This window comes from Mycobacterium sp. E2733, assembly GCF_001667585.1.
Classification (GTDB): domain Bacteria; phylum Actinomycetota; class Actinomycetes; order Mycobacteriales; family Mycobacteriaceae; genus Mycobacterium.
In genome coordinates, this window is sequence record NZ_LZJZ01000109.1 from 1 (window position 1) to 22,419 (window position 22,419).

Genomic DNA, 22,419 nt, shown 5'->3' on the forward strand with positions numbered 1-22,419 from the left:
CCGGGCGCCGGTGGTCGTGGTGGCGTAGGTCTCGATCTTGTAGTAGCCGCGCTCGCGTGCCGCCGCCGCCGGGCCCGGAGGCCCCGCCGCCTCCGCCTGTCCACGCGTACAGCGTGAACTGGGACGCCATCGCGCAGTGCGAGTCGGGTGGCAACTGGTCGATCAGCACCGGTAACGGGTTCTCCGGTGGCCTGCAATTCACGCCGAGCACCTGGCGCGCCAACGGCGGGTCGGGCTCTCCGGCGGGCGCGAGCCGCGAGGAGCAGATCCGGGTGGCCGAGAACGTGCTGCACTCGCAGGGCATCGGCGCGTGGCCGGTCTGCGGGCGTCGCGGCTGACGATCCACAACGCAGTAGATAAGTAGTGCCGGGCCTCGGCCCGGCACTACTTATCTGCGGGTCGGGTAGCGTCGGGCCCGTGACCGCAACGCCGCGCGAATTCGACATCGTGTTGTACGGGGCGACCGGCTTCGTCGGGAAGTTGACCGCCGAATACCTGGCCGGGTCCGGGCCGGACAGCCGGGTGGCGCTGGCCGGCAGATCCACCGACCGCTTGCGGGCCGTCCGCGACACCCTGGGCGAGTCCGCGCAGTCCTGGCCGCTTGTGGCCGCCGACGCATCGTCGCCATCGACGCTGAACGAGATGGCCGCCCGCACCCAGGTCGTCATCACCACGGTCGGCCCCTATACGCGCTATGGGCTACCGCTGGTGGCCGCCTGCGCGGCCGCGGGCACCGACTACGCCGACCTGACCGGCGAGGCGATGTTCGTCCGCGAGAGCATCGACCTGTACCACAAGCAGGCCGCCGACACCGGCGCCCGCATCGTGCATGCCTGTGGATTCGATTCCGTCCCTTCGGACCTCAGTGTCTATGCGCTCTACCGCGCGGCGCGGGATGACGGCGCCGGAGAGCTCGTCGACACCGACCTCGTGGTCCGGTCCTTCTCGGGCGGGGTATCCGGCGGAACCGTCGCGTCGATGTTGGAAGTGCTGGACACGGCGTCCCGCGATCCCGACGCCCGCCGCCAACTCGCCGACCCGTATACGCTGAGCACCGACCGCAGTGCCGAACCGGAAATCGGGCGCCAACCCGACCTGCCGTGGCGGCGTGGTCGTCAGATCGCGCCGGAACTGGCCGGCCTGTGGACGTCGGGATTCGTGATGGCGCCCTACAACACCCGTATCGTGCGGCGCAGCAACGCATTACTGGACTGGGCGTACGGCCGCCAATTCCGCTACTCCGAAAGCATGAGCCTCGGGTCCTCGCCGCTGGCTCCGTTGGCGTCCGCCGCGGTGGGCGGGGTCGCCAACGCCACCTTCGGATTGGGCAGCCGCTACTTCCGGCTGCTGCCTCGCCGGCTGGTGGAGCGCATCGTTCCCAAACCCGGAACCGGCCCCAGCGCGGCGGCGCGCGAGCGCGGCTACTACAAGATCGAGACCTACGCCACCACGACCACCGGCGCCCGGTACGTGGCGCGCATGGAGCAGCGCGGAGACCCCGGCTACAAGGCGACCTCGGTGCTGTTGGGGGAGTGCGGCCTTGCGCTCGCACTCGACCGCGACAAGCTACCGAACCTGCATGGCGTCCTCACCCCGGCGGCCGCGATGGGTGACGCACTGCTCGCCAGGTTCCCCGCCGCCGGTGTGACGTTGCAGGTCGACCGGCTCTCGGAGTGACGCGGCTCACCTGCGATTTGGGCACCTACAGCGGGGTATACGGCGCTCCCTAGAATTGACGGGTGACCGCCAGCCGCAGCCCCGCCACCGACCTGCCCAAGTCGTGGGATCCCGCTGCCGCAGAAAGTGCGATCTACCAGAAGTGGCTCGACGCGGGCTACTTCGAGGCCGACCCGACGAGCGCCAAACCCGGATACTCGATCGTGCTGCCGCCGCCGAACGTGACCGGCAGCCTGCACATGGGCCACGCGCTGGAACACACCATGATGGACGCCCTGACCCGTCGCAAACGGATGCAGGGTTATGAGGTGCTGTGGCAGCCGGGCATGGACCACGCCGGCATCGCGACCCAGAGCGTGGTGGAAAAGCAGCTCGCGGTCGACGGCAAGACCAAAGAGGACTTCGGCCGGGAGCTGTTCGTCGAAAAGGTCTGGGATTGGAAACGCGAGTCCGGCGGTGCGATCAGCGGGCAAATGCGGCGGCTCGGCGACGGGGTCGCCTGGAGTCGCGACCGGTTCACCATGGACGAGGGCCTGTCGCGGGCGGTGCGCACCATCTTCAAGCGGCTCTATGACGCCGGTCTGATCTACCGCGCCGAGCGGCTGGTCAATTGGTCACCGGTGCTCGAAACCGCGCTCTCCGACATCGAAGTCAACTACGAAGAGGTCGAGGGCGAGCTGGTGTCATTCCGCTACGGCTCGCTCGACGACTCGCAGCCCCACATCGTGGTCGCCACCACGCGGGTCGAGACGATGCTCGGCGACACCGCCATCGCGGTCCATCCCGAGGACGAGCGGTACCGCCACCTGGTCGGCACGACCCTGCCGCACCCCTTCGTCGACCGGCAGCTCCTCATCGTCGCCGACGAACACGTGGACCCCGAATTCGGCACGGGTGCGGTCAAAGTCACCCCCGCCCACGATCCGAACGACTTCGAAATCGGCATGCGGCACCAGCTGCCGATGCTGTCGATCATGGACACCAAGGGCCGGATCGCCGACACCGGAACACAATTCGACGGCCTGGACCGGTTCGAGGCCCGGGTCGCGGTGCGCGAGGCGTTGGCCGCTCAGGGCCGTGTTGTCGGCGAGAAGCGCCCTTACCTGCACAGCGTCGGGCATTCAGAACGCAGCGGTGAGCCGATCGAGCCACGACTGTCGCTGCAATGGTGGGTCCGGGTGGAGTCGCTGGCCAAGGCCGCCGGTGATGCGGTTCGCAACGGGGACACCGTGATTCACCCCACCAGTCTGGAGCCGCGCTGGTTCGGGTGGGTCGACGACATGCACGACTGGTGCATCTCGCGGCAGCTCTGGTGGGGCCATCGCATCCCGATCTGGTATGGGCCCAAGGGCGAGCAGGTGTGCGTCGGTCCGGACGAGACGCCGCCGGAGGGCTGGGAGCAGGACCCCGACGTGCTGGACACCTGGTTTTCGTCGGCCCTGTGGCCGTTCTCCACACTGGGCTGGCCGGAGAAGACCCCCGAGCTGGAAAAGTTCTATCCGACAAGCGTTTTGGTCACCGGGTACGACATCCTGTTCTTCTGGGTGGCCCGCATGATGATGTTCGGCACCTTCGTCGGCGGCGACGACACCATCACGCTCGACGGTCGACGCGGCCCGCAGGTGCCGTTCACCGACGTGTTCCTGCATGGGCTGATCCGTGACGAATTCGGCCGCAAGATGAGTAAGTCCAAGGGCAACGTCATCGACCCGCTGGACTGGCTGGACATGTTCGGGGCGGACGCGCTGAGGTTCACGCTGGCCCGCGGCGCCAGCCCCGGCGGTGACCTGGCCGTCGGCGAGGACGCCGTCCGGGCGTCACGCAATTTCTGCACCAAGCTGTTCAACGCCACCCGCTACGCGTTGCTCAACGGTGCGCACGTCGCACCGTTGCCCGCACTCAACGAGCTGACCGACGCCGACCGCTGGATCCTGGGACGGCTGGAAGAGGTTCGCGCCGAAGTGGATTCGGCCCTCGACGGTTACGAGTTCAGCCGCGCCTGCGAGGCGCTCTACCACTTCGCGTGGGACGAATTCTGCGATTGGTACGTCGAATTGGCCAAAACGCAGCTGGCCGAAGGGAACGCACACACCACCGCGGTGCTCGCCGCCGTGCTCGACACGCTGCTGCGGTTGCTGCACCCGGTCATCCCGTTCCTCACTGAGGCGTTGTGGCAGGTGCTGACCGGCCAGGAGTCGCTGGTGATCGCCGACTGGCCGGAGCCGTCGGGCATCGCTCTGGATTCCGTTGCCGCCCAACGGGTCAGCGACATGCAAAGGTTGGTTACCGAAGTCCGCCGGTTCCGCAGCGATCAGGGCCTGGCCGATAGGCAGAAGGTGCCGGCCCGGCTCAATGGGATGGACAGCGCCGATTTGAGTGACCAGGTGGCCGCGGTGACATCGCTGGCCTGGCTCACCGCGCCGGGTGACGGATTCCAGCCGTCGGTGTCGTTGGAGGTGCGCCTCGGTCCCGGCATGAACAGCACGGTGGTCGTCGAGCTCGACACCTCGGGCACCATCGATGTCGCCGCCGAGCGCCGCCGCTTGGAGAAAGACCTCGCCGCCGCCCAAAAGGAACTGGCGACGACCACCGCCAAATTGGCCAACGAGGACTTTCTGGCCAAGGCCCCGCAGAACGTCGTCGACAAGATCCGCGACCGCCAGCGCGTGGCCCAGGAGGAGACCGACCGGATCAACGCGCGGCTGGCCGGGCTGCAGTGACCGAGCCCCGCGACTGGCCCGAGCGCGGCGAGGCCACCGGCCTGGCCCCGACCCCGGACGAGATCGCCTCCCTGCTGCAGGTCGAGCACCTGCTGGACCAACGCTGGCCCGAGACGAAGATCGAGCCGAGCCTGACCCGGATCAGCGCGCTGATGGACGTGCTGGGCTCGCCCCAACTGGCCTATCCGTCGATCCACATCGCGGGCACCAACGGCAAGACCTCGGTGGCGCGCATGGTCGACGCGCTGGTGACCGCCCTGCACGGGCGCACCGGGCGAACCACCAGCCCGCACCTGCAGTCGGCGGTTGAGCGGATCGCGATCGACGGGCGGCCGATCACCCCGGCGCAGTACGTCGCGACGTACCGGGAGATCGAGCCCTTCGTGCACATGATCGACGCGCAGTCGCACGCCGCCGGCGGCCCGGCGATGAGCAAGTTCGAGGTGCTGACCGCCATGGCGTTCGCCGCGTTCGCCGACGCACCGGTCGACGTCGCGGTCATCGAGGTCGGCATGGGCGGGCGGTGGGACGCCACCAACGTGATCAACGCGCCGGTGGTGGTCATCACCCCGGTCAGCATCGACCACGTCGAATACCTCGGTGACGACATCGCCGCCATCGCCGGTGAGAAGGCCGGCATCATCATTAAGGCGCCCGAAGGCGCACCCGACACCGTCGCCGTCATCGCACGCCAGGAGCCCGAGGCGATGGAAGTGCTGCTGGCGCAGACCGTGCGGGCCGACGCCGCGGTGGCCCGCGAGGATTCGGAGTTCGCGGTCCTGGAGCGTCAGGTCGCGATCGGCGGACAGGTGCTGCAGCTGCAGGGCCTCGGCGGGGTGTATTCCGACATCTACCTGCCGCTGCACGGCGAACATCAGGCGCACAACGCGGCGGTGGCACTCGCGGCGGTCGAGGCGTTCTTCGGCGCCGGCGCGCAGCGGCAACTCGACGTCGAGGCGGTGCGGGCCGGGTTCGCCGCCGTCACCAGCCCCGGCCGGCTGGAACGCATGCGCAGCGCGCCCACCGTCTTCATCGACGCCGCGCACAACCCGGCCGGTGCGGCCGCGCTGGCGCAAACGCTGAGCGAGGAATTCGACTTCCGTTACCTGGTCGGTGTGCTCAGCGTGCTGGCCGACAAGGACGTGAACGGCATCCTCGCGGCGCTCGAGCCGGTTTTCGATGCCGTCGTCGTGACCCACAACGGGTCGCCGCGGGCACTGGACGTCGAGTCGCTGGCGCTGGCGGCGGGGGAGCGATTCGGGCCCGATCGGGTGATTTCGGCCGAGAACCTGCGCGATGCCATCGACGCCGCGACCGCCCTCGTCGACGACGCGACGGTGGACGGGGAACCCGAAGCCTTCTCCGGCGCGGGAATCGTCATCACCGGCTCGGTCGTCACCGCCGGCGCGGCACGGACCCTGTTCGGTCGTGATCCCGAGTGACCGGCCAAAACCAGGCAGACCCCTGGAAGAGCTTCGGCGCGGTGATGGCCGCCACGCTGCTCCTGGAAGCGATCGTGGTGCTGCTCGCGATTCCGGTGGTGAGCGCGGTCGGCGGCGGACTGACGCCGGTGTCGCTGGGCTATCTGATCGGCGTGGCCGCGCTGCTCATCCTGCTGGGCGGGGTGCAGCGCAAGCCCTGGGCGATCTGGGCGAACCTGGGTGCCCAGGTGCTTGTGCTCGCCGGCTTCGCGGTGTACGCCGGCGTGGGGCTCATCGGGGTGCTGTTCACCGGATTGTGGGCCTTGATCGTGTACTTCCGGGCCGAGGTACGGCGCCGCCAGCGCTAGGGGCAGGTCTCGCCGCCCGGCCGATCGCCGCCCGGTTCTGTACGCTGTGCGCCGTGACCGAACGGACCCTGGTACTGATCAAGCCGGACGGCGTCGAGCGGCAGCTGGTAGGGGAAATCATCAGCCGCATCGAGCGGAAGGGCCTGACCATCGCTGCGCTGGAGCTTCGGCGCGTCAGCGAGGACCTGGCCGCCGCGCATTACGCCGAGCACGAGGGCAAGCCGTTCTTCGGCTCGCTGCTGGAGTTCATCACATCCGGACCGGTGGTGGCGGCGATCGTCGAGGGACCGCGGGCCATCGCCGCGTTTCGCCAGCTAGCGGGGGGAACCGACCCGGTCGATAAGGCCACCCCCGGCACGATCCGGGGCGATTTCGGGCTGGAGACGCAGTTCAACCTGGTGCACGGGTCCGATTCGACCGAGTCCGCGAAGCGCGAACTCGCGCTCTGGTTTCCCGACGCGTAGCGCCCCAGCTAACGGGGCCGCGCCAGCCCGCTGACGGCGCGTTCGCTCAGGGGTGGATGGGCTCGCCCAGTGATGTGGGATACTGGCGGAGGGTGAACGTCGCCGGACCGGCTTCGGACACCCGAATGAAGACTTAGACAAGCGCGATCATCGCTACCCCGCGTTGGTGCGCGGCATGTCAGGCCATCATTCAGCACGGCGCCGAGTGCATTCCCAGCGAACCGCTCGGGGCGAGACCATCACAAGCCCGGGGGAAGTTGACCGGGCCCATAGCGAAGCCCTCGCGTGGCCGCGTCGCAAGGACGCGCCCGGGGGCTTGAGGAGAATACGTGGTAGACGGTGCACCATCCGCAGAGTCATCCGAAGGGCCGACCCGGCACGACGAACTGCCTGACCGCCTGAGGGTCCATTCGCTGGCCCGCACGCTGGGAACCACCAGTCAACGGGTGCTCGACGCGCTGAGCGCCCTGGACGGACGGATCCGCAGCGCGCACTCCACCGTGGAGCGTGATGACGCGGTGCGGGTGCGCGATCTGCTGGCCGCCCAGCCCGATGGGGACGCCGAGGATGGCGGTGCCGGCAGCGAAAACGTCCAAGCCGCGGGCGGGGAACCCGAGTCCCGGCTGATGCTGGCGGCCCCGGAGACCGGCACCGAGCGGCCGCACTACATGCCGCTGTTCGTCGCGCCGCAGCCGGTCGAAGCGGAGGAAGACGACGGCAACGCCGACGACGACACCGACTCCGACGATTCCGACGCCGATGACGAAGACGACGAGCAGACCGATCGACCGGCCAACCGGCGGCGACGCCGGGGCCGGCGCGGTCGTGGCCGCGGCCGCGGCGAGCAGGGCGGACCCGACAACCAGAACGACTCGGGCGACGACGACGAGCCGCAACAGCGCCAGAAGGCGGGCCAGGGCGACTCCTCCGATGCCGAGGACGACGACAGCGACGACGGCGAGGACTCCGATGACTCCGACATCGGCGACGACGGCTCGGCGGAGGGCGGTAATCGCCGCCGCCGCAGGCGCCGGCGCCGCAAGTCCGGCTCGGGCGACGACGGCGACGAAAACGCATCACCCGACGACCCGCCCAACACGGTCGTGCACGAGCGGGCGCCACGCAGCGGCAAGAACGGCGGCAATGGCGGAAACGGCTCGTCGAACGCCGAGATCAAGGGCATCGACGGCTCCACCCGGCTGGAGGCCAAGCGACAACGGCGCCGGGACGGCCGCGACGCCGGACGGCGCCGTCCCCCGGTACTGAGCGAGGCGGAGTTCCTGGCGCGCCGCGAGGCCGTCGAACGGATCATGGTCGTGCGCGACAGGGTCCGCACCGAGCCGCCGCATCAGGGGGCGCGCTACACCCAGATCGCTGTGCTCGAAGACGGCATCGTGGTCGAGCACTTCGTGACCTCGGCCGCGTCCGCATCGTTGGTGGGCAACATCTACCTCGGGATCGTGCAGAACGTACTGCCCTCGATGGAGGCGGCGTTCGTCGACATCGGCCGCGGCCGCAACGGCGTGCTCTACGCCGGCGAGGTGAACTGGGAAGCCGCCGGATTGGGCGGGTCCGACCGCAAGATCGAACAGGCGCTCAAACCGGGCGACTACGTCGTGGTCCAGGTCAGCAAGGACCCCGTCGGGCACAAGGGCGCCAGGCTGACCACTCAGGTGTCGCTGGCCGGTCGGTTCCTGGTCTACGTGCCGGGCGCGTCGTCGACCGGGATCAGCCGCAAGCTGCCCGACACCGAACGGCAGCGGCTCAAAGAAATCCTGCGCGAGGTGGTGCCGTCCGATGCCGGGGTGATCATCCGCACGGCATCCGAGGGCGTCAAAGAGGACGACATCCGCAACGACGTCACCCGCCTGCAGGAGCGCTGGAAGCAAATCGAGGCCAAGGCGGCCGAGATCACGGAGAAGGCCGCGGGCGCGGCGGTTGCGCTCTACGAAGAGCCGGACGTGCTGGTCAAGGTCATCCGTGACCTGTTCAACGAGGACTTCGCCGGCCTGATCGTCTCCGGCGACGAAGCGTGGACGACGATCACCGATTACGTGAATTCCGTTGCGCCCGACTTGGTTTCAAAGCTGAACAAGTATGAACCGCCCAGCGGCGCGGACGGTCAGCCCGGGCCCGACGTCTTCGCGGTGCATCGCATCGACGAGCAACTCGCCAAGGCGATGGAGCGTAAGGTGTGGCTGCCCTCGGGCGGCACGCTGGTGATCGACCGGACCGAGGCCATGACGGTGGTCGACGTCAACACCGGCAAGTTCACCGGGTCCGGCGGCAACCTCGAGCAGACGGTCACCAAGAACAACCTGGAGGCCGCCGAGGAGATCGTTCGCCAGCTGCGCCTGCGAGACATCGGCGGCATCGTCGTCATCGACTTCATCGACATGGTGCTCGAGTCCAACCGCGACTTGGTGTTGCGGCGGCTGACCGAGGCGCTGGCCCGCGACCGCACCCGCCATCAGGTGTCCGAGGTGACGTCGCTGGGCTTGGTCCAGCTGACCCGCAAGCGGTTGGGCACCGGGCTGGTCGAGGCCTTCTCGACGTCATGCACACATTGCGGCGGCCGCGGGATCCTGCTGCACACCGATCCGGTGGACTCGGCCCCCTCGAACGGGCGCAAGTCGGAGTCCGGTGGTCGGCGCGGCAGGCGCTCCAAGAAGAAGGGGGCCGAAGAGCCGGTGGTGGCCAAGGTGCCCGCGCACGCTCCCGGCGAGCACCCGATGTTCAAGGCGATGGCCGCCGGCGGGTCCGCGCAGGGCGACCGTGACGACGAAGATTCCGACGAATCCGCCGAGGGAGCGACCAACGAGCTCGATGAGCGGAAGCAACGGGACGTGGCCGACGTGGAGGACACCGACCAAGAGGACTTCGAGGAGTCTGACGAGGACACCGACGAAGACACCGACGACGACTCTGAGGACGATCTCGACGACGACGACGACGAGGATCTCGACGACGAGGAAGACCTCGGCGAGGACGACGAGGACCTCGAGATGGACGACGACGACCTGGACGTCGAGGACGATTCCGACTCTGATGACTCCGACTCCGACGACGATTCCGAGGGGTCCGTCAACGGCGGACCGGGGTTCGGACGTGCGCGGCGGCGCCGCGCGGCGGGCAGGCCGGCCGGCCCCCCGATCCACGCGGACTGACCTGGGCCGGTTTGACCCTGTAGCCGCTGGTCAAGTACCCTAGGACAGTTGTCGTCAGGCCGGGTGGACTTGGCCGGCGACAGCGGGACTCCCGGGCGGCCGGCGCAGACCCGCAACCCAGACCCACTTAGCTTTGTCCGAGCGCACCGCCGGTGGCTCGCGCGCGAAGAGCCGAAGAAGCGGCTGAGCAGAGGAAAGAAGGCAGGAGCAACGATGGCGACCTACGCAATCGTCAAGACGGGCGGCAAGCAGTACAAGGTCGCCGTCGGGGACGTGGTCAAGGTCGAGAAGCTCGACTCCGACCCGGGCGCGAACGTGTCGCTCCCCGTCACGCTGGTGGTGGACGGCTCGAAGGTGACCAGCGACGCCGCCGCGCTGGCCAAGGTGGCGGTGACCGGCGAGGTGCTCGAGCACACCAAGGGCCCCAAAATCCGTATCCACAAGTTCCGGAACAAGACCGGCTACCACAAGCGTCAGGGGCACCGTCAGCAGTTGACGGTCCTGAAGGTCACCGGCATCAAGTAGTAAGGCGGCAGACATGGCACACAAGAAGGGCGCGTCCAGCTCGCGCAACGGCCGGGATTCCGCCGCTCAGCGGCTGGGCGTGAAGCGGTTCGGCGGCCAGATCGTCAAGGCGGGCGAAATCATCGTTCGCCAGCGTGGCACCAAGTTCCACCCCGGCCTGAACGTCGGGCGTGGCGGCGACGACACGCTGTTCGCCAAGGCCGCCGGAGCCGTCGAGTTCGGTATCAAGCGCGGACGCAAAACCGTCAGCATCACGCCCCAGGTCTAGGCCTCACCAGCGGGGGCATCGCCCCCGTGCAGGGGAACGCTGCGGCGGCTTCGCGAGGTATTTCGCCCTGGCGTGACATTCGAAGGGCTGGTATTCGATGCCTCGATTTGTCGATCGGGTCGTCATCCACGCGCGTGCGGGTTCCGGCGGTAACGGCTGCGCGTCGGTCCATCGCGAGAAATTCAAGCCGCTGGGCGGTCCCGATGGCGGCAACGGCGGCCGCGGCGGCAGCATCGTGTTCGTCGTCGACCCACAGGTCCACACCTTGCTGGACTTCCACTTCCACCCGCACGTCACCGCGCCATCGGGCAAGCAGGGGATGGGCAACAACCGCGACGGTGCGGCCGGCGCGGATTTGGAGGTCAGAGTTCCCGACGGCACCGTGGTCTTGGACGAAAACGGCCGGCTGCTGGCCGATCTGGTGGGCGCCGGCACCCGCTTCGAAGCCGCGGCCGGTGGCCGTGGCGGCCTGGGCAACGCAGCACTCGCCTCGCGCGCCCGCAAGGCCCCCGGCTTCGCGCTGCTCGGTGAGCAGGGCGAAGCGCGGGACCTGACGCTCGAGCTGAAGACCGTCGCCGACGCCGGTCTCATCGGTTTTCCCTCGGCCGGGAAATCCTCACTGGTGTCGGCGATCTCGGCGGCCAAACCGAAGATCGCGGACTATCCGTTCACCACCCTGGTGCCCAACCTCGGTGTGGTGTCGGCCGGCGAGCACACCTTCACCGTCGCCGATGTGCCGGGCCTGATTCCCGGCGCGTCGCAGGGGCGTGGACTCGGCCTGGATTTCCTGCGGCACATCGAGCGCTGCGCGGTGCTGGTGCACGTCGTCGACTGCGCCACCTCCGAGCCGGGCCGCGACCCGATGTCCGACATCGATGCGTTGGAAGCCGAACTCGCCGCGTATACGCCTACCCTGCAAGGCGATTCGACTTTGGGCGATCTGGCCGAGCGGCCACGGGCCTTGGTGCTCAACAAGATTGACGTGCCGGAGGCGCGGGAACTCGCCGAATTCGTCCGCGACGAGATCGCCGAGCGCGGCTGGCCGGTGTTCCTCGTGTCGACGGTGGCACGTGTTGGCCTGCAGCCGTTGGTCTTCGGGCTCTGGCGGATGATCTCGGAATACAACGCCGCCCGCCCGCCGGTCGTGCCGCGGCGCCCGGTCATCCGGCCGGTTCCCGTCGACGACAGCGGCTTCACAGTCGAGCCGGACGGCGAGGGCGGCTTCGTGGTCACCGGCGCCCGGCCTCAGCGTTGGGTCCGCCAGACCAACTTCGACAATGACGAAGCGGTGGGCTACCTCGCCGACCGCCTGGCCCGGTTGGGTGTCGAGGATGAACTGCTGCGGCTGGGCGCGCAGCCCGGATGCGCCGTGACCATCGGGGACATGACATTCGATTGGGAGCCGCAAACGCCTGCGGGACAACACGTTGCGATGTCAGGCCGGGGCACGGATGTGCGCCTGGAACGCAGCGAGCGCACCGGCGCCGCGGAGCGCAAGGCGGCCCGTCGTCAGCGCCGCGCCGGCGACGATGCAGAGCGTAGCGATGCGGAGGAGCGGCGCAGAACCAGAGAACGCGGTGACGAGTCGTGAGCACGCACCGCGAGGCCATCCGGACCGCGCGCAGCCTGGTGGTCAAGGTCGGGACCAACGCACTGACCACACCGTCCGGGGTGTTCGACGCGGGCCGGCTGGCCGGGCTGGCCGACGCCATCGAAACGCGCATGAAGGCGGGCACCGACGTCGTCATCGTCTCTTCGGGCGCCATCGCCGCCGGCATCGAACCGCTCCGATTAACCCGTCGCCCCAAGGATCTGGCGACCAAGCAGGCCGCGGCCAGCGTCGGGCAGGTCGCGCTGGTGAACGCGTGGAGTGCGGCGTTCGCGCGCTATGGCCGCACGGTCGGGCAGGTGCTGCTGACCGCGCACGATATCTCCATGCGGGCCCAGCACACGAACGCCCAGCGCACCCTGGACCGGCTGCGGGCCCTGCATGCGGTGGCGATCGTCAACGAGAACGACACGGTGGCCACCAACGAGATTCGGTTCGGCGACAATGACCGGCTTTCGGCGCTGGTGGCTCACCTGGTCGGGGCGGAGGCCCTGGTGCTGCTCTCCGACATCGACGGTCTGTACGACAGCGATCCGCGGAAAACCAAGGGCGCCAGGTTCATCGCGGAAGTATCCAGTGCGGCGGATCTGGCCGGCGTGGTCGCCGGACCGGGCAGTGACTTGGGCACCGGCGGGATGGTATCCAAGATGTCGTCGGCATCGCTGGCCGCCGACGCGGGGGTGCCGGTCCTGCTCGCCGCCGCGGCCGACGCCGCGACCGCCCTCACCGACGCCTCGGTCGGCACGGTGTTTGCCGCCCGGCCCGTTCGGATGTCGGCCCGCCGGTTCTGGGTGCGGTATGCCGCCGAAGCGGCCGGCGCGCTGACCCTGGACGAGGGCGCGGTGCGTGCGGTGGTGGCCCAGCGTCGCTCGCTGCTGGCCGCCGGCATCACCGCGGTATCGGGCCGGTTCTATGCCGGAGACGTCGTCGAACTGCGCGGCCCGGACGCGGCCATGGTGGCCCGGGGCGTGGTGGCCTACGACGCGGCCGAACTGGCGACCATGATCGGCCGGTCCACCTCCGAGCTGCCGGGTGAATTACGCAGGCCCGCGGTGCATGCCGACGACCTGGTGGCGGTGTAGGCCGGCTAGCTGAAGGGGTTGCTGTTGTCCTGCCACGCCGCCGATTCGGGACGCGGGCCGTAACGCAGGGCGTAGTCCTCGTGCATCTTCGCCTGCTTCTTGTTCTTGAGCACGTCGACCAGGTTCGGGTTCAGGCCGTGCTGCGCCAGCCGGTGCCGCCGCCAGACCTTGTTCAGCGCAAGCGATATCAGCAGGGCCCAGGTGTAGAGCGGCACCGTCATCTCGGTGTGCACATACAGGGAAGCGGGCAGCAGCCAGAAGGGTGCGAGCACCAACAGCGGTGGGATGGCCCACCGGATCATGTGCCGGCGCACGGCTCCCTTGCCCGCCAGATCGTTGGCGACCCAGTCGCGCATCGAGCTGGGCAGGCACCGCCCGTACGAATAGCCGATGTACTGCCAGAAGTTGGGTTTGGTGCGGGTCTTGGATTCGGTCACAGTGGCTCCTATGGGCGGGCGAATTTCAGGACTGCAATGCGCCCGCTGCCAAGGCGGCCGCGTTGATGCGGGTCAGCACCTGGTGCAGGTGCTGAAGCTCGCCGATGTCGACGCCCAGACGCGCGACCACGGCGGGTGGAATCTTCAGCGCACGCCGACGTAAGGCTGTGCCGCTGTCGGTCAATTTGACGTCGGTGGAGCGCTCGTCGACGGTGCTCCGCGTACGGGTGATCAGGCCGAGCGCCTCCAAGCGCTTGAGCATCGGCGACAGCGTGGCCGAATCCATCTGCAGCGTGGTCGCAATCTCCTTGACCGACAGCGCTTGCCGCTGCCGCGTGGCTGTCCTCTGGTGATCCCAGAGCGTCAGCATCACCAGATACTGGGGGTGGGTCAGCCCCAGCGGTTCCAAGAGCGGCCGGTAAACCGCCAACACGGCGCGATTGGTCACGCTCAGCGCGAAGCAGACCTGCTGTTCGAGGGAAAGCGGGTCGATCTCCGGTGCGGTCAGCGACGCCATATTTGCATCGTAGCCCAATAGTTAGGGTGCTAACTATGTCGTTCCCGTCACAGGCCGCCGATCCCGGACGCATCAGCGCGTCGAGGTGGGCTTGAGATACAGCGCGCCCCAGACGATCTCCGCTAGCGTGGCGGCCAGCTCCGAGTCGTACTCGGGCGGGTTCACCGGAAGGTTCTGCTGGCAGGCCCGCTCGACCATCCAGGTCAGCGCATTGGCGGTGGTGGCGGCGGGCAGCTCCGGCCGGATCGAGCCATCGGCCTGCCCGTCCTCGATGACCCGGGTCATCCGCCCGGTGACCGCGGTCAGCAGGTTGCGGTAGGTCGCCGCTACCAGCGGGTCATAGCCGGCCATCTCGTTGAGGGCGACCAGCACCGGTTGGTGGCGCCGATAGCTGGCAATGATGCCGTCCATCGCGGCGCGGACGTCGCCCGGATCGCGCCGTCCGGCCACCCTCCACCAGCGATCAGCGTTCTCGGCGAGGTCGGCGAACACTTGGTTGGCCAGGCGGCGCAGCAGGTGGCCTTTGTCCTCGAAGTAGATGTAGAAGCTCGCGCGGGAAATGCCGGCCGCGCCGGACAGCCGGTCCACGCTGAGCTCGGTGAAGCTGGCGCCGTCGCGCATCAGCCGCTCGGTGGCGTCCAGCAGCCGGCGCTCGATCTGCTCTCGCCGCTGCTGGCGTTCCTGTTCGCGGTTGGCCTGCGGCTTCCGGGTGACCGATGGCATCCTCCCAGCATAGAACGTTGTTTGACGGCTTGACTAGACACTATGTCTGGGAATAGTGTCGCAGGCAGTCTGTGACCGAGGTCATACGCAACGGGAGGACACCATGACCCTGACGACCGGGAAGTCGGGCACCGCGCAGCCCGGGCGTGCCTACGACCCCATCGACCTGTCCTCGCGCGCGTTCTGGTCGACGACCGCGGCCGACCGCGAGCGTTCGTTCGCGGTGCTGCGGGCCGAACGCCCGGTGAGCTGGCACCCTCCCGTCGAAGACGCCCTGATGTCCGACCCCGACGATCCCGGCTACTGGGCGGTCACCCGGCGCGCGGACATCGTCTCGGTCAGCCGCCACAACGAGGTGTTCCTGTCCGGCAAAGGGGTGATTTTCGAGAACGTACCGGTGGAGCTCCTGGAGGCGTCGCAGTCCTTCCTGGCGATGGACCCACCACGGCACACCAAGCTGCGCAAGCTGGTCAGCGCGGCGTTCACCCCGCGGCAGGTCCGCCGTATCGAGGACTCGATCAAGGCGAAAGCCAGGACCATCGTGGAAGAGCTCCGGGCCGCCGGCAGCGGCGTCGACTTCGTCGAGCAGTGCTCCAAGCAGCTGCCCATCCGCACACTCTCCGACATGGTGGGGATCGAAGAATCCGAGCGCGAGCGCGTGGCGTGCGCCGCCGATGCGCTCGTGTCATGGGCCGACCCGGTTTACCTCGACGGGCGGAACCCGTTGGAGGTCTTGGTCGAAAATCAAATGTATCTGCATCAGATCGCCGGCACGTTGGCCGCGGAACGCCGCGAGCGGCCCGGCGACGACCTGTTCAGCGCCCTGGTGAATGCGGAGGTGGACGGCGACAGGCTGTCCGACGCGGACGTGGCCGCGTTCTTCGTGCTGCTCGCCGTGGCCGCCAACGACACCACCCGCCAAACCACCAGTCACGCGATGAAGGCGCTCACCGAGTTTCCCGGCCAGCGCGCCTGGCTCCTCGAGGATTTCGACAACCGGATTCCGACGGCGGTCGAGGAGTTCATCCGGTGGGCCTCACCGGTGATGACGTTCCGGCGCACGGCCGCAACGGATGTCGAGCTCGGCGGTCAGACGATCCGGGCGGGGGAGAAAGTGGTGATGTTCTACCCGTCCGGGAACTGGGACACCGAGGCCTTCGACCATCCCGAGCGTTTCGACCTGAGCCGCAACCCCAACCCGCACGTCGGCTTCGGCGGCGGCGGGGTGCACTTCTGTCTCGGCGCGCATGTGGCCCGGGCGCAGCTGCGGGCCATCTTCGGCGAACTGTTGCGGCGGCTGCCTGACATCCAGGCGGGTGAGCCGACCTATGTGGCGGGCAACTTCATTCACGCCGTGCGCAGCATGCCTTGCACGTTCTAACGCGCTGCGATCGGCGATAATTCGTCAGCGAGCAGCGTCAGCAGTTCGGAGCAGCCGCCGTCGACCTTGACGGTGGCCAGGTCGTCCCCGCGGGTGCGGCCCCGGTTGATGATGGCGATCGGCCTGCCCAGCGCGGCGGCGTGACGCACGAACCGGTAGCCGGAGAACACAGTCAGCGACGACCCGGCGACCAGCAGTGCATCGGTGTCGCCTATCAGTGAATATGCTTGATCGACAACCACTTTGGCGACACTTTCGCCGAAGTAGACGATGTCCGGCTTGAGCATTCCGCCGCAGCTCGGGCAGTCGAGGTAGCGGAACGACGCGGTATCGGCGGCCGGGGAGATAGCGGCGTCGGCGTCGGGGGCCACCGCGAGGCCGCCCATCGCTTCGGCGCGCTCGATGAATCTCGGATTGAGCGCTTCCAGTTCTTCGGCCAGCGCGGCGCGGCTCATGGTGTATTCGCACCCCAGGCAGACCACGCGCGCGTACGTGCCGTGCAGGTTGACGACGTTCGCGCTGCCGGCCTTGGTGTGCAGCAGGTCGACGTTCTGGGTGACCACTCCGGTCACCACCGAAGCGCGCTCGAGCGCGGCCAGTGCCCGGTGCCCGGCGTTGGGCATGGTGTCGTCCATGTGCCGCCAGCCGACGTGGTTGCGCGCCCAGTACCGCTGCCGGAACGCCGGATCCGAGGTGAACTGGCGGATCGTCATGGGATTGCTGGGCGGTGAATCGGGCCCGCGGTAGTCGGGGATGCCGGAGTCGGTGGACAGCCCCGCGCCCGTCAGCACCGCGATCCGACGGTCGGTCAGCAACGCGACCAGCTCCGGCGATTCTGCGCAGCGGGTGGTCACCCCGTCCAGGGTACGGGCCCGATAACCCGCCCGAGCGTGCGTGTTCGTGCGCCGACACGCCGACATACCCGGCATTCTGCGCACCCTCGCGCGGGTCTTCCTAACCGAGGCACTCCGCGGCCGTGGTGAGCTCCGCGGACATGTTCTTCTCCATCATTTTCAGGGCCGCCGCGGCCAGCTCGGCGTCGATGCCGGCGACGGCGTCGGTCGGAATCACGACCGGAAAGTGGCGCACATAGGCGTCGAGCGCGGTGTAGAGGATGCACTGCTCGGTGACCTGTCCCGCGATGACCAACCGCTTGGTCTCCAGGCGGTTCAACAGGTAGGCCAGCGCGGTCGCATAGAACGCGCTGTGCCGGACCTTGGTCATCACGCGGCAGTCCCCGGCCGGCACGATCGGCTTCACCAGGTCGGGCCGCGCGCCGTCGAGCGCGGAGCTGACGATGTCGGAGAACTGGGCCGCGAAATCGCCGTAGTTGTCGTTGACGTATACCAGGTCCACGTCGTCGGATTCGCGTGCGCGCCGGACCAAATCCGCCATCGGGTCGATGATGTTGGCGACATTGGGTATTAGTTCTTCAGCATCGGGATGCTGATAGGTGTTCATCATGTCGACCACGATCACGGCAGTATCGCTCATGATGGAGGGGATACCCGGCGGCCGGGGGTTGACACAGGTCAGGCGACAATGGAAGGGCGATGGACTTTTACAACGCTTACAGCCAGGGCTTTGTCCGAGTCGCCGCGTGCACGCATCACACCGCGCTCGGCGACCCGGCCGCCAACGCGGAGTCGGTCTTACGGCTGGCGCAGGCTTGTCACGAGGATGGCGTCGCGGTGGCGGTCTTCCCGGAGCTGACGTTGTCCGGGTACTCCATCGAGGACATCGTGATGCAGGACCTGCTGCTCGACGACGTCGTGGCCGCCATCGAGAGCATCGTCGCGTCCTCGAGCGACCTGCTACCGGTTCTGGTCGTCGGCGCTCCACTGCGCTTCCGCCATCGCATCTACAACACCGCGGTGATCATCCACCGGGGCGCGGTGCTCGGGGTGGTGCCGAAGTCGTACCTGCCCACCTACCGGGAGTTCTACGAGCGCCGCCAGATCGCGGCGGGAGACGACGAGCGCGGCACCATCCGGATCTGTGACGCCGACGTCCCGTTCGGCCCCGACTTGCTGTTCGCCGCATCCGATGTCCCCGATTGCGTGCTGCACGTCGAAATCTGCGAGGACATGTTCGTGCCGATCCCGCCCAGCGCGGAAGCGGCGTTGGCGGGCGCGACGGTGCTGGCGAACCTGTCGGGCAGCCCCATCACGATCGGCCGCGCCGAGGACCGCTGCCTGCTGGCCCGTTCGGCGTCGGCGCGGTGCCTGGCCGCCTACGTCTACGCCGCCGCGGGCGAGGGCGAGTCGACCACCGACCTGGCCTGGGACGGCCAGACCATGGTGTGGGAGAACGGTGAACTGCTGGCCTCGTCCGAGCGCTTTCCGAAGGGGGAGCGGCGCAGCATCGCCGACATCGATATCGACCTGCTGCGGTCGGAACGGTTGCGCATGGGGACATTCGACGACAACCGGCGCCACCACCGCGGCTCGGCGGAGTCGTTCCGGCGCATCGACTTCCGGCTGGACCCGCCCGACGGCGATATCGGATTGCGCCGTGACATCGAGCGTTTCCCGTTCGTCCCCGCCGATCCGCAACGCCTGGAACAGGATTGCTACGAGGCCTACAACATCCAGGTGGCCGGGCTCGAGCAGCGGCTGCGCGCGCTGAACTACCCGAAGATCGTCATCGGGATTTCCGGCGGCCTGGACTCCACCCACGCGCTGATCGTCGCCGCACGGGCGATGGACCGCGAGAAACGGCCGCGCAGCGACATTTTGGCGTTCACGCTGCCCGGGTTCGCGACGGGTGACCGCACCAAACGCAACGCGATCGAGCTCTGCCGCGCACTCGGGGTCACCTTCTCCGAAATCGACATCACCGAGACCGCAATGATGATGTTCAAGGAGATCGACCACCCGTTCGGGCGCGGGGAGAAGGTTTACGACGTCACCTTCGAGAACGTGCAGGCGGGCCTGCGCACCGACTACCTGTTCCGGCTGGCCAACCAGCGCGGCGGCATCGTGCTCGGCACCGGCGACCTTTCCGAAATCGGCCTGGGCTGGTCGACCTACGGGGTGGGCGACCAGATGTCACACTACAACGTCAATGGCGGTGTCCCGAAGACGCTCATCCAGCACCTGATCCGCTGGGTCATCTCCTCCGGCCAGTTCGAGTCCGACGTCACCGACGTGCTGCAGTCGGTGCTGGACACCGAGATCTCCCCGGAGCTCGTGCCGAAAGGTGAAGAGGAGGAGCTGCAGAGCAGCGAGGACAAGGTCGGACCGTATGCCCTGCAGGACTTCTCGCTGTTCCATGTCCTGCGCTACGGCTTCCGGCCGTCGAAGATCGCGTTTCTCGCATGGCACGCGTGGAGCGACCCCGAGCGTGGGAACTGGCCGCCGGGATTTCCCGCCGACAAGCGACCGGTCTACTCGCTCAAGGAGATTCGGCATTGGCTCGGGGTCTTCGTGCAGCGGTTCTACTCGTTCAGCCAGTTCAAGCGCTCGGCGTTGCCCAATGGCCCCAAGGTGTCGCACGGCGGTGCCCTGTCGCCGCGCGGTGACTGGCGTGCCCCGTCGGACATGTCCGCGCGCATCTGGCTCGACGAGATCGAGCGGCAGATTCCCGAGGAGTAGCCCGCTCGTGAACCCGCCCGGGATCGCCGGACGGGCCCCGAGCTTCTGCTCACGCCCTCGCGCGGCGCCAGCCCTGGTACTGCAACTCCGCGAACACCAGCGTGTAGGCGCCCGCCGCGAGGTTCAACGCGACGCCGGCCGAAGTCAACGGGAAGACGTCCGCGAGCACCAGAACGACGGCGGCCACGGTGTAGGCCACATTGGCGGTGATGACGCCCATGCCGGCGCGAAGTACCGATCGCAGGCTGGCGAGCCAGAACACGAGCGCGCCGTAGCCGATCAAGAACGCGGCCATGGTGTATTCGAATGCCGTGGTGGTGCCCGAGAGTTCGGCGAGCCGGCCGGCCAGTGGAATACCGGCCAGGCCGACCAGTCCGCTGATGGCGGCGTCGGCGCGCATGGCGAGGCGAAGCAGGCCGTCCCGGGTGCGCGTGCGGTCAATCGTGGTGGCGGACATTGATGTTCCTTTCGTCGATGGCTGACAGCGATCGCCCCTGACGCTGCCCGCAAAGCACTGCCAGATCGACGCCAGACGCTGCCAACCACTGCCAACCGCAGGTCAGGCGGGTCGGGTCGGCCCCGTCGGCTCAGCTTTCGTAGGTTCCGGTCAGCACACCCCGCGCCAGCACGTGCCCACCGATCGCGGCGAGCATCGCCTTGGACGTGGCGATGCTGTCCGGCACGGCCTGATCGATCGCCAAGAGGTGGAATCGGTAGCGGTGCGGGCTACGCAAGGGAGTTCGTTTGGAAGCATTGACCACCGTGCAGCGGGGCAAGGATGGGCCGGTCTCAGCAGCGGCCGGGGTGCCGCTGCACCGGCAGCTGTTCTTGGTGCTGACACGACGAGATCGATCGCGGCATCATCGGCCCCGGCGACGCGTTGCCCACCGAGCAGGCCTTGTGCGATCAGTTCGGCGTATCGCGCATCACCGTGCGCCGGGCCCTGGCGGACCTCGCCGAGCAGGGATACATCGAGCGCAGGCACGGCGTCGGGTCGTTCGTGCGGCCGCACGGACCAGCGGACGTCTCGGGTGTTTTGGCGGCCGGGCGTTCCTTCATGCAGGGGCTGCGACAGACGCAATTCGAAACCAAGGTCGACGTCGTCGAGCTGGCAAAACGCCGTCCACCGAGGGCCATCGGCGACGCGCTGGAAACCCCCGGGGAGCTGCTGCAGATCGTGCGGGTGCGGCGCCAACGCCGGACCGATGAGCCGTTGATGGTGACCGAAGCCTGGCTGCCGACGGAATGGGCCGACGTACTGACCGAACGGGAGTTGCGGCGCAGGCCGCTTTACGAGCTGCTATCCGACGGGGGCGTCGTCGTGGACCGCGTGCTGCACGAGATCACGGCCGAGATCGCCGGACCGCGCCACGCGCACCTGCTCGGCACGGCCATCGGCGCCGCGCTGCTGCGCGTCAACCGCCTGGCGTTCGTGGCCGAGGCGCCGCATCACTACGTCTCGACCGTGCTGTCGCCGAGCCGCAGCCGCGTCCTGCTCAGCCAGACGGCCGAGGAGATGGAGACCGGCAACGGCCTGAGAATCGCCCACGACGTCGGCGGACGCACCGGCTAGCGGACGTCGCGCAGCGCCGCGTCGATCGCTTCGGCGTCCGGTGCGCAGTTACCGGCGCCCGCCACCAGCGTCGCCAGCGCGCCCGCGGCACAGGCGCGCCGCAACGCGCGCAGCCGCTGGGCGGGCGACCCGGGATGGGGCGGCCAGCTGCCGGCCAGCACTCCGGCGAACACGTCGCCGGCCCCGGTGGTGTCCACCGCGGTTACCGCGGGGGCGGACACCAGAAAGTCGCCGTCGGCGCCCACGTACCGGGCGCCGCGCGCACCCAGTGTCGTCACCAGGTGAGTTGGCCGCCACGGCCACTCATCGGCCTCGGCCTCGTTGGCAATCACCACGTCCGCCGCGGCCGCCAGGTCGGTCAATGAGCTCTGGTCCTGACCGGTCGGCGAGGCATTGACGATGACGACCGCCCCGGCCGAACGGGCCTGTTGCGCCGCCGCGACCGCCACCTGCACCGGAATTTCCAGCTGCGTCAATAAGACGTCGCAGTCGGCGATGACGCTTCGCACGGCCGTGGCATCCAGCGCCAGCCGCCCGTTGGCACCCGGCGCGACCACGATGGTGTTCTCGGCGTTGGCGTCGACGACGACGATCGCCGTGCCGCTCGGTCCGGGCGTTTCGGCGGTGGCGTCCAAGCCGACGCCGTTGTCCAGCAGGTGAGCGCGCAATTGCCCGGCGGCCGGGTCATCGCCGGTCGCGCCGACGAACTGCACCTGTGCGCCCGCACGCGCCGCCGCTACCGCCTGATTACCGCCCTTGCCACCCGGCGCGTAGGTCAACGACGACGCCAGCACCGTCTCGCCGGGGCGAGGAAGGGCATCGACGCGCATCGACAGGTCCATGTTCACGCTGCCAACCACACAGACTCGGGCCATTACGTTGACGTTAGTC

Annotated in this window: 21 protein-coding genes and 1 pseudogene; 14 read left to right on the forward strand and 8 right to left on the reverse strand. The window is 68.4% G+C overall.

All coding sequences use genetic code 11. The features are described 5' to 3' along the window. From A5678_RS20600 to proB, 11 genes are all read left to right on the forward strand, one after another. On the forward strand, positions 1-338 hold a 338-nt coding region (locus tag A5678_RS20600), incomplete at its 5' end, for a transglycosylase family protein (RefSeq protein WP_197502207.1). A 79-nt stretch (positions 339-417) separates the two neighbouring features. After that, positions 418-1,677: a trans-acting enoyl reductase family protein gene (locus tag A5678_RS20605; RefSeq protein ID WP_068045998.1), complete on the forward strand. Its 1,260-nt coding sequence runs from the start codon at positions 418-420 to the stop codon at positions 1,675-1,677. Positions 1,678-1,739: 62 nt separating this feature from the next. Continuing rightward, on the forward strand, positions 1,740-4,397 hold the full coding sequence (locus A5678_RS20610) for a valine--tRNA ligase (protein ID WP_068045999.1): 2,658 nt from the start codon (positions 1,740-1,742) through the stop codon (positions 4,395-4,397). Then, entirely contained in the window at positions 4,394-5,839 is a 1,446-nt protein-coding gene (locus A5678_RS20615) for a folylpolyglutamate synthase/dihydrofolate synthase family protein (protein WP_068046001.1), read from the forward strand. The genes A5678_RS20610 and A5678_RS20615 overlap by 4 nt, the downstream gene beginning before the upstream one ends. Further along, on the forward strand, positions 5,836-6,186 hold the full coding sequence (locus A5678_RS20620) for a DUF4233 domain-containing protein (RefSeq protein ID WP_068046003.1): 351 nt from the start codon (positions 5,836-5,838) through the stop codon (positions 6,184-6,186). Before A5678_RS20615 ends, A5678_RS20620 begins: the two co-directional genes overlap by 4 nt. A gap of 53 nt (positions 6,187-6,239) precedes the next feature. Continuing rightward, a complete protein-coding gene (gene ndk / locus A5678_RS20625) occupies positions 6,240-6,650 on the forward strand; it encodes a nucleoside-diphosphate kinase (protein WP_068046006.1) in 411 nt (136 codons plus the stop codon). A gap of 329 nt (positions 6,651-6,979) precedes the next feature. Next, entirely contained in the window at positions 6,980-9,817 is a 2,838-nt protein-coding gene (locus A5678_RS20630) for an Rne/Rng family ribonuclease (protein WP_082945643.1), read from the forward strand. Positions 9,818-10,030: 213 nt separating this feature from the next. Next, entirely contained in the window at positions 10,031-10,342 is a 312-nt protein-coding gene (gene rplU / locus A5678_RS20635; protein WP_068046008.1) for a 50S ribosomal protein L21, read from the forward strand. Between the two features lie 13 nt (positions 10,343-10,355). After that, complete coding sequence (gene rpmA / locus A5678_RS20640) at positions 10,356-10,610, forward strand: 50S ribosomal protein L27 (RefSeq protein WP_046186480.1); 255 nt, start codon at positions 10,356-10,358, stop codon at positions 10,608-10,610. Positions 10,611-10,707: 97 nt separating this feature from the next. Next, positions 10,708-12,201, forward strand: coding sequence for a GTPase ObgE (gene obgE / locus A5678_RS20645; RefSeq protein WP_068046010.1), 1,494 nt, complete (start codon positions 10,708-10,710; stop codon positions 12,199-12,201). Continuing rightward, the gene (gene proB, locus A5678_RS20650; protein ID WP_068046012.1) at positions 12,198-13,301 is read left to right on the forward strand and encodes a glutamate 5-kinase; all 1,104 of its coding nucleotides are present in this window, start codon (positions 12,198-12,200) and stop codon (positions 13,299-13,301) included. Before obgE ends, proB begins: the two co-directional genes overlap by 4 nt. A gap of 5 nt (positions 13,302-13,306) precedes the next feature. Here the strand turns inward: proB and A5678_RS20655 are convergent, their stop codons facing one another. From A5678_RS20655 to A5678_RS20665, 3 genes are all read right to left on the reverse strand, one after another. Next, entirely contained in the window at positions 13,307-13,738 is a 432-nt protein-coding gene (locus A5678_RS20655; RefSeq protein WP_068046017.1) for a DUF5313 domain-containing protein, read from the reverse strand. Positions 13,739-13,763: 25 nt separating this feature from the next. Further along, positions 13,764-14,255 carry a MarR family winged helix-turn-helix transcriptional regulator gene (locus A5678_RS20660; protein ID WP_068046020.1) on the reverse strand — a complete coding sequence of 164 codons (492 nt, stop codon included), beginning with the start codon at positions 14,253-14,255 and terminating at the stop codon, positions 13,764-13,766. A 72-nt stretch (positions 14,256-14,327) separates the two neighbouring features. Next, the gene (locus tag A5678_RS20665) at positions 14,328-14,978 is read right to left on the reverse strand and encodes a TetR/AcrR family transcriptional regulator (protein ID WP_068046023.1); all 651 of its coding nucleotides are present in this window, start codon (positions 14,976-14,978) and stop codon (positions 14,328-14,330) included. A gap of 103 nt (positions 14,979-15,081) precedes the next feature. Here A5678_RS20665 and A5678_RS20670 point away from each other — a divergent pair, with 103 nt between their 5' ends. Beyond that, on the forward strand, positions 15,082-16,359 hold the full coding sequence (locus A5678_RS20670; RefSeq protein WP_068046027.1) for a cytochrome P450: 1,278 nt from the start codon (positions 15,082-15,084) through the stop codon (positions 16,357-16,359). Here the strand turns inward: A5678_RS20670 and A5678_RS20675 are convergent. After that, positions 16,356-17,213, reverse strand: a complete 858-nt coding sequence (locus A5678_RS20675; RefSeq protein ID WP_068046030.1) for a Sir2 family NAD-dependent protein deacetylase — start codon at positions 17,211-17,213, stop codon at positions 16,356-16,358. The two genes, A5678_RS20670 and A5678_RS20675, sit on opposite strands and share 4 nt — an antisense overlap. A gap of 100 nt (positions 17,214-17,313) precedes the next feature. Continuing rightward, complete coding sequence (locus A5678_RS20680) at positions 17,314-17,853, reverse strand: cysteine hydrolase family protein (RefSeq protein ID WP_068046033.1); 540 nt, start codon at positions 17,851-17,853, stop codon at positions 17,314-17,316. 59 nt (positions 17,854-17,912) lie between these two features. Between A5678_RS20680 and A5678_RS20685 the strand changes: the two genes are divergently transcribed. Beyond that, a complete protein-coding gene (locus A5678_RS20685) occupies positions 17,913-19,955 on the forward strand; it encodes an NAD(+) synthase (RefSeq protein WP_068046036.1) in 2,043 nt (680 codons plus the stop codon). A gap of 49 nt (positions 19,956-20,004) precedes the next feature. On the opposite strand, the gene A5678_RS20690 is transcribed toward A5678_RS20685, so the two are convergent. Together A5678_RS20690 and A5678_RS27300 are read right to left on the reverse strand one after the other, a co-directional pair. Further along, positions 20,005-20,412, reverse strand: a complete 408-nt coding sequence (locus tag A5678_RS20690) for a hypothetical protein (RefSeq protein WP_068046039.1) — start codon at positions 20,410-20,412, stop codon at positions 20,005-20,007. Between the two features lie 130 nt (positions 20,413-20,542). After that, positions 20,543-20,689 (reverse strand): hypothetical protein, encoded by a 147-nt coding sequence (locus A5678_RS27300; protein WP_197502208.1) that lies wholly within the window; start codon positions 20,687-20,689, stop codon positions 20,543-20,545. A 19-nt stretch (positions 20,690-20,708) separates the two neighbouring features. Here A5678_RS27300 and A5678_RS20695 point away from each other — a divergent pair. Continuing rightward, a pseudogene (locus A5678_RS20695) lies at positions 20,709-21,528 on the forward strand (GntR family transcriptional regulator). Here the strand turns inward: A5678_RS20695 and A5678_RS20700 are convergent. After that, positions 21,525-22,403, reverse strand: coding sequence for a ribokinase (locus A5678_RS20700; protein WP_068046042.1), 879 nt, complete (start codon positions 22,401-22,403; stop codon positions 21,525-21,527). The pseudogene A5678_RS20695 and the gene A5678_RS20700 overlap by 4 nt on opposite strands. Positions 22,404-22,419: the final 16 nt, after the last annotated feature.

Coding starts and splice junctions, on each gene's coding strand:
- rplU (WP_068046008.1), top strand. CDS start 10,031: ATGGCGACCTACGCAATCGTCAAGACGGGCGGCAAGCAGTACAAGGTC.
- rpmA (WP_046186480.1), top strand. CDS start 10,356: ATGGCACACAAGAAGGGCGCGTCCAGCTCGCGCAACGGCCGGGATTCC.
- obgE (WP_068046010.1), top strand. CDS start 10,708: ATGCCTCGATTTGTCGATCGGGTCGTCATCCACGCGCGTGCGGGTTCC.
- A5678_RS20660 (WP_068046020.1), bottom strand. CDS start 14,255: ATGGCGTCGCTGACCGCACCGGAGATCGACCCGCTTTCCCTCGAACAG.
- A5678_RS20665 (WP_068046023.1), bottom strand. CDS start 14,978: ATGCCATCGGTCACCCGGAAGCCGCAGGCCAACCGCGAACAGGAACGC.
- A5678_RS20670 (WP_068046027.1), top strand. CDS start 15,082: ATGACCCTGACGACCGGGAAGTCGGGCACCGCGCAGCCCGGGCGTGCC.
- A5678_RS20680 (WP_068046033.1), bottom strand. CDS start 17,853: ATGAGCGATACTGCCGTGATCGTGGTCGACATGATGAACACCTATCAG.
- A5678_RS20685 (WP_068046036.1), top strand. CDS start 17,913: ATGGACTTTTACAACGCTTACAGCCAGGGCTTTGTCCGAGTCGCCGCG.
- A5678_RS20690 (WP_068046039.1), bottom strand. CDS start 20,412: ATGTCCGCCACCACGATTGACCGCACGCGCACCCGGGACGGCCTGCTT.
- A5678_RS20700 (WP_068046042.1), bottom strand. CDS start 22,403: ATGGCCCGAGTCTGTGTGGTTGGCAGCGTGAACATGGACCTGTCGATG.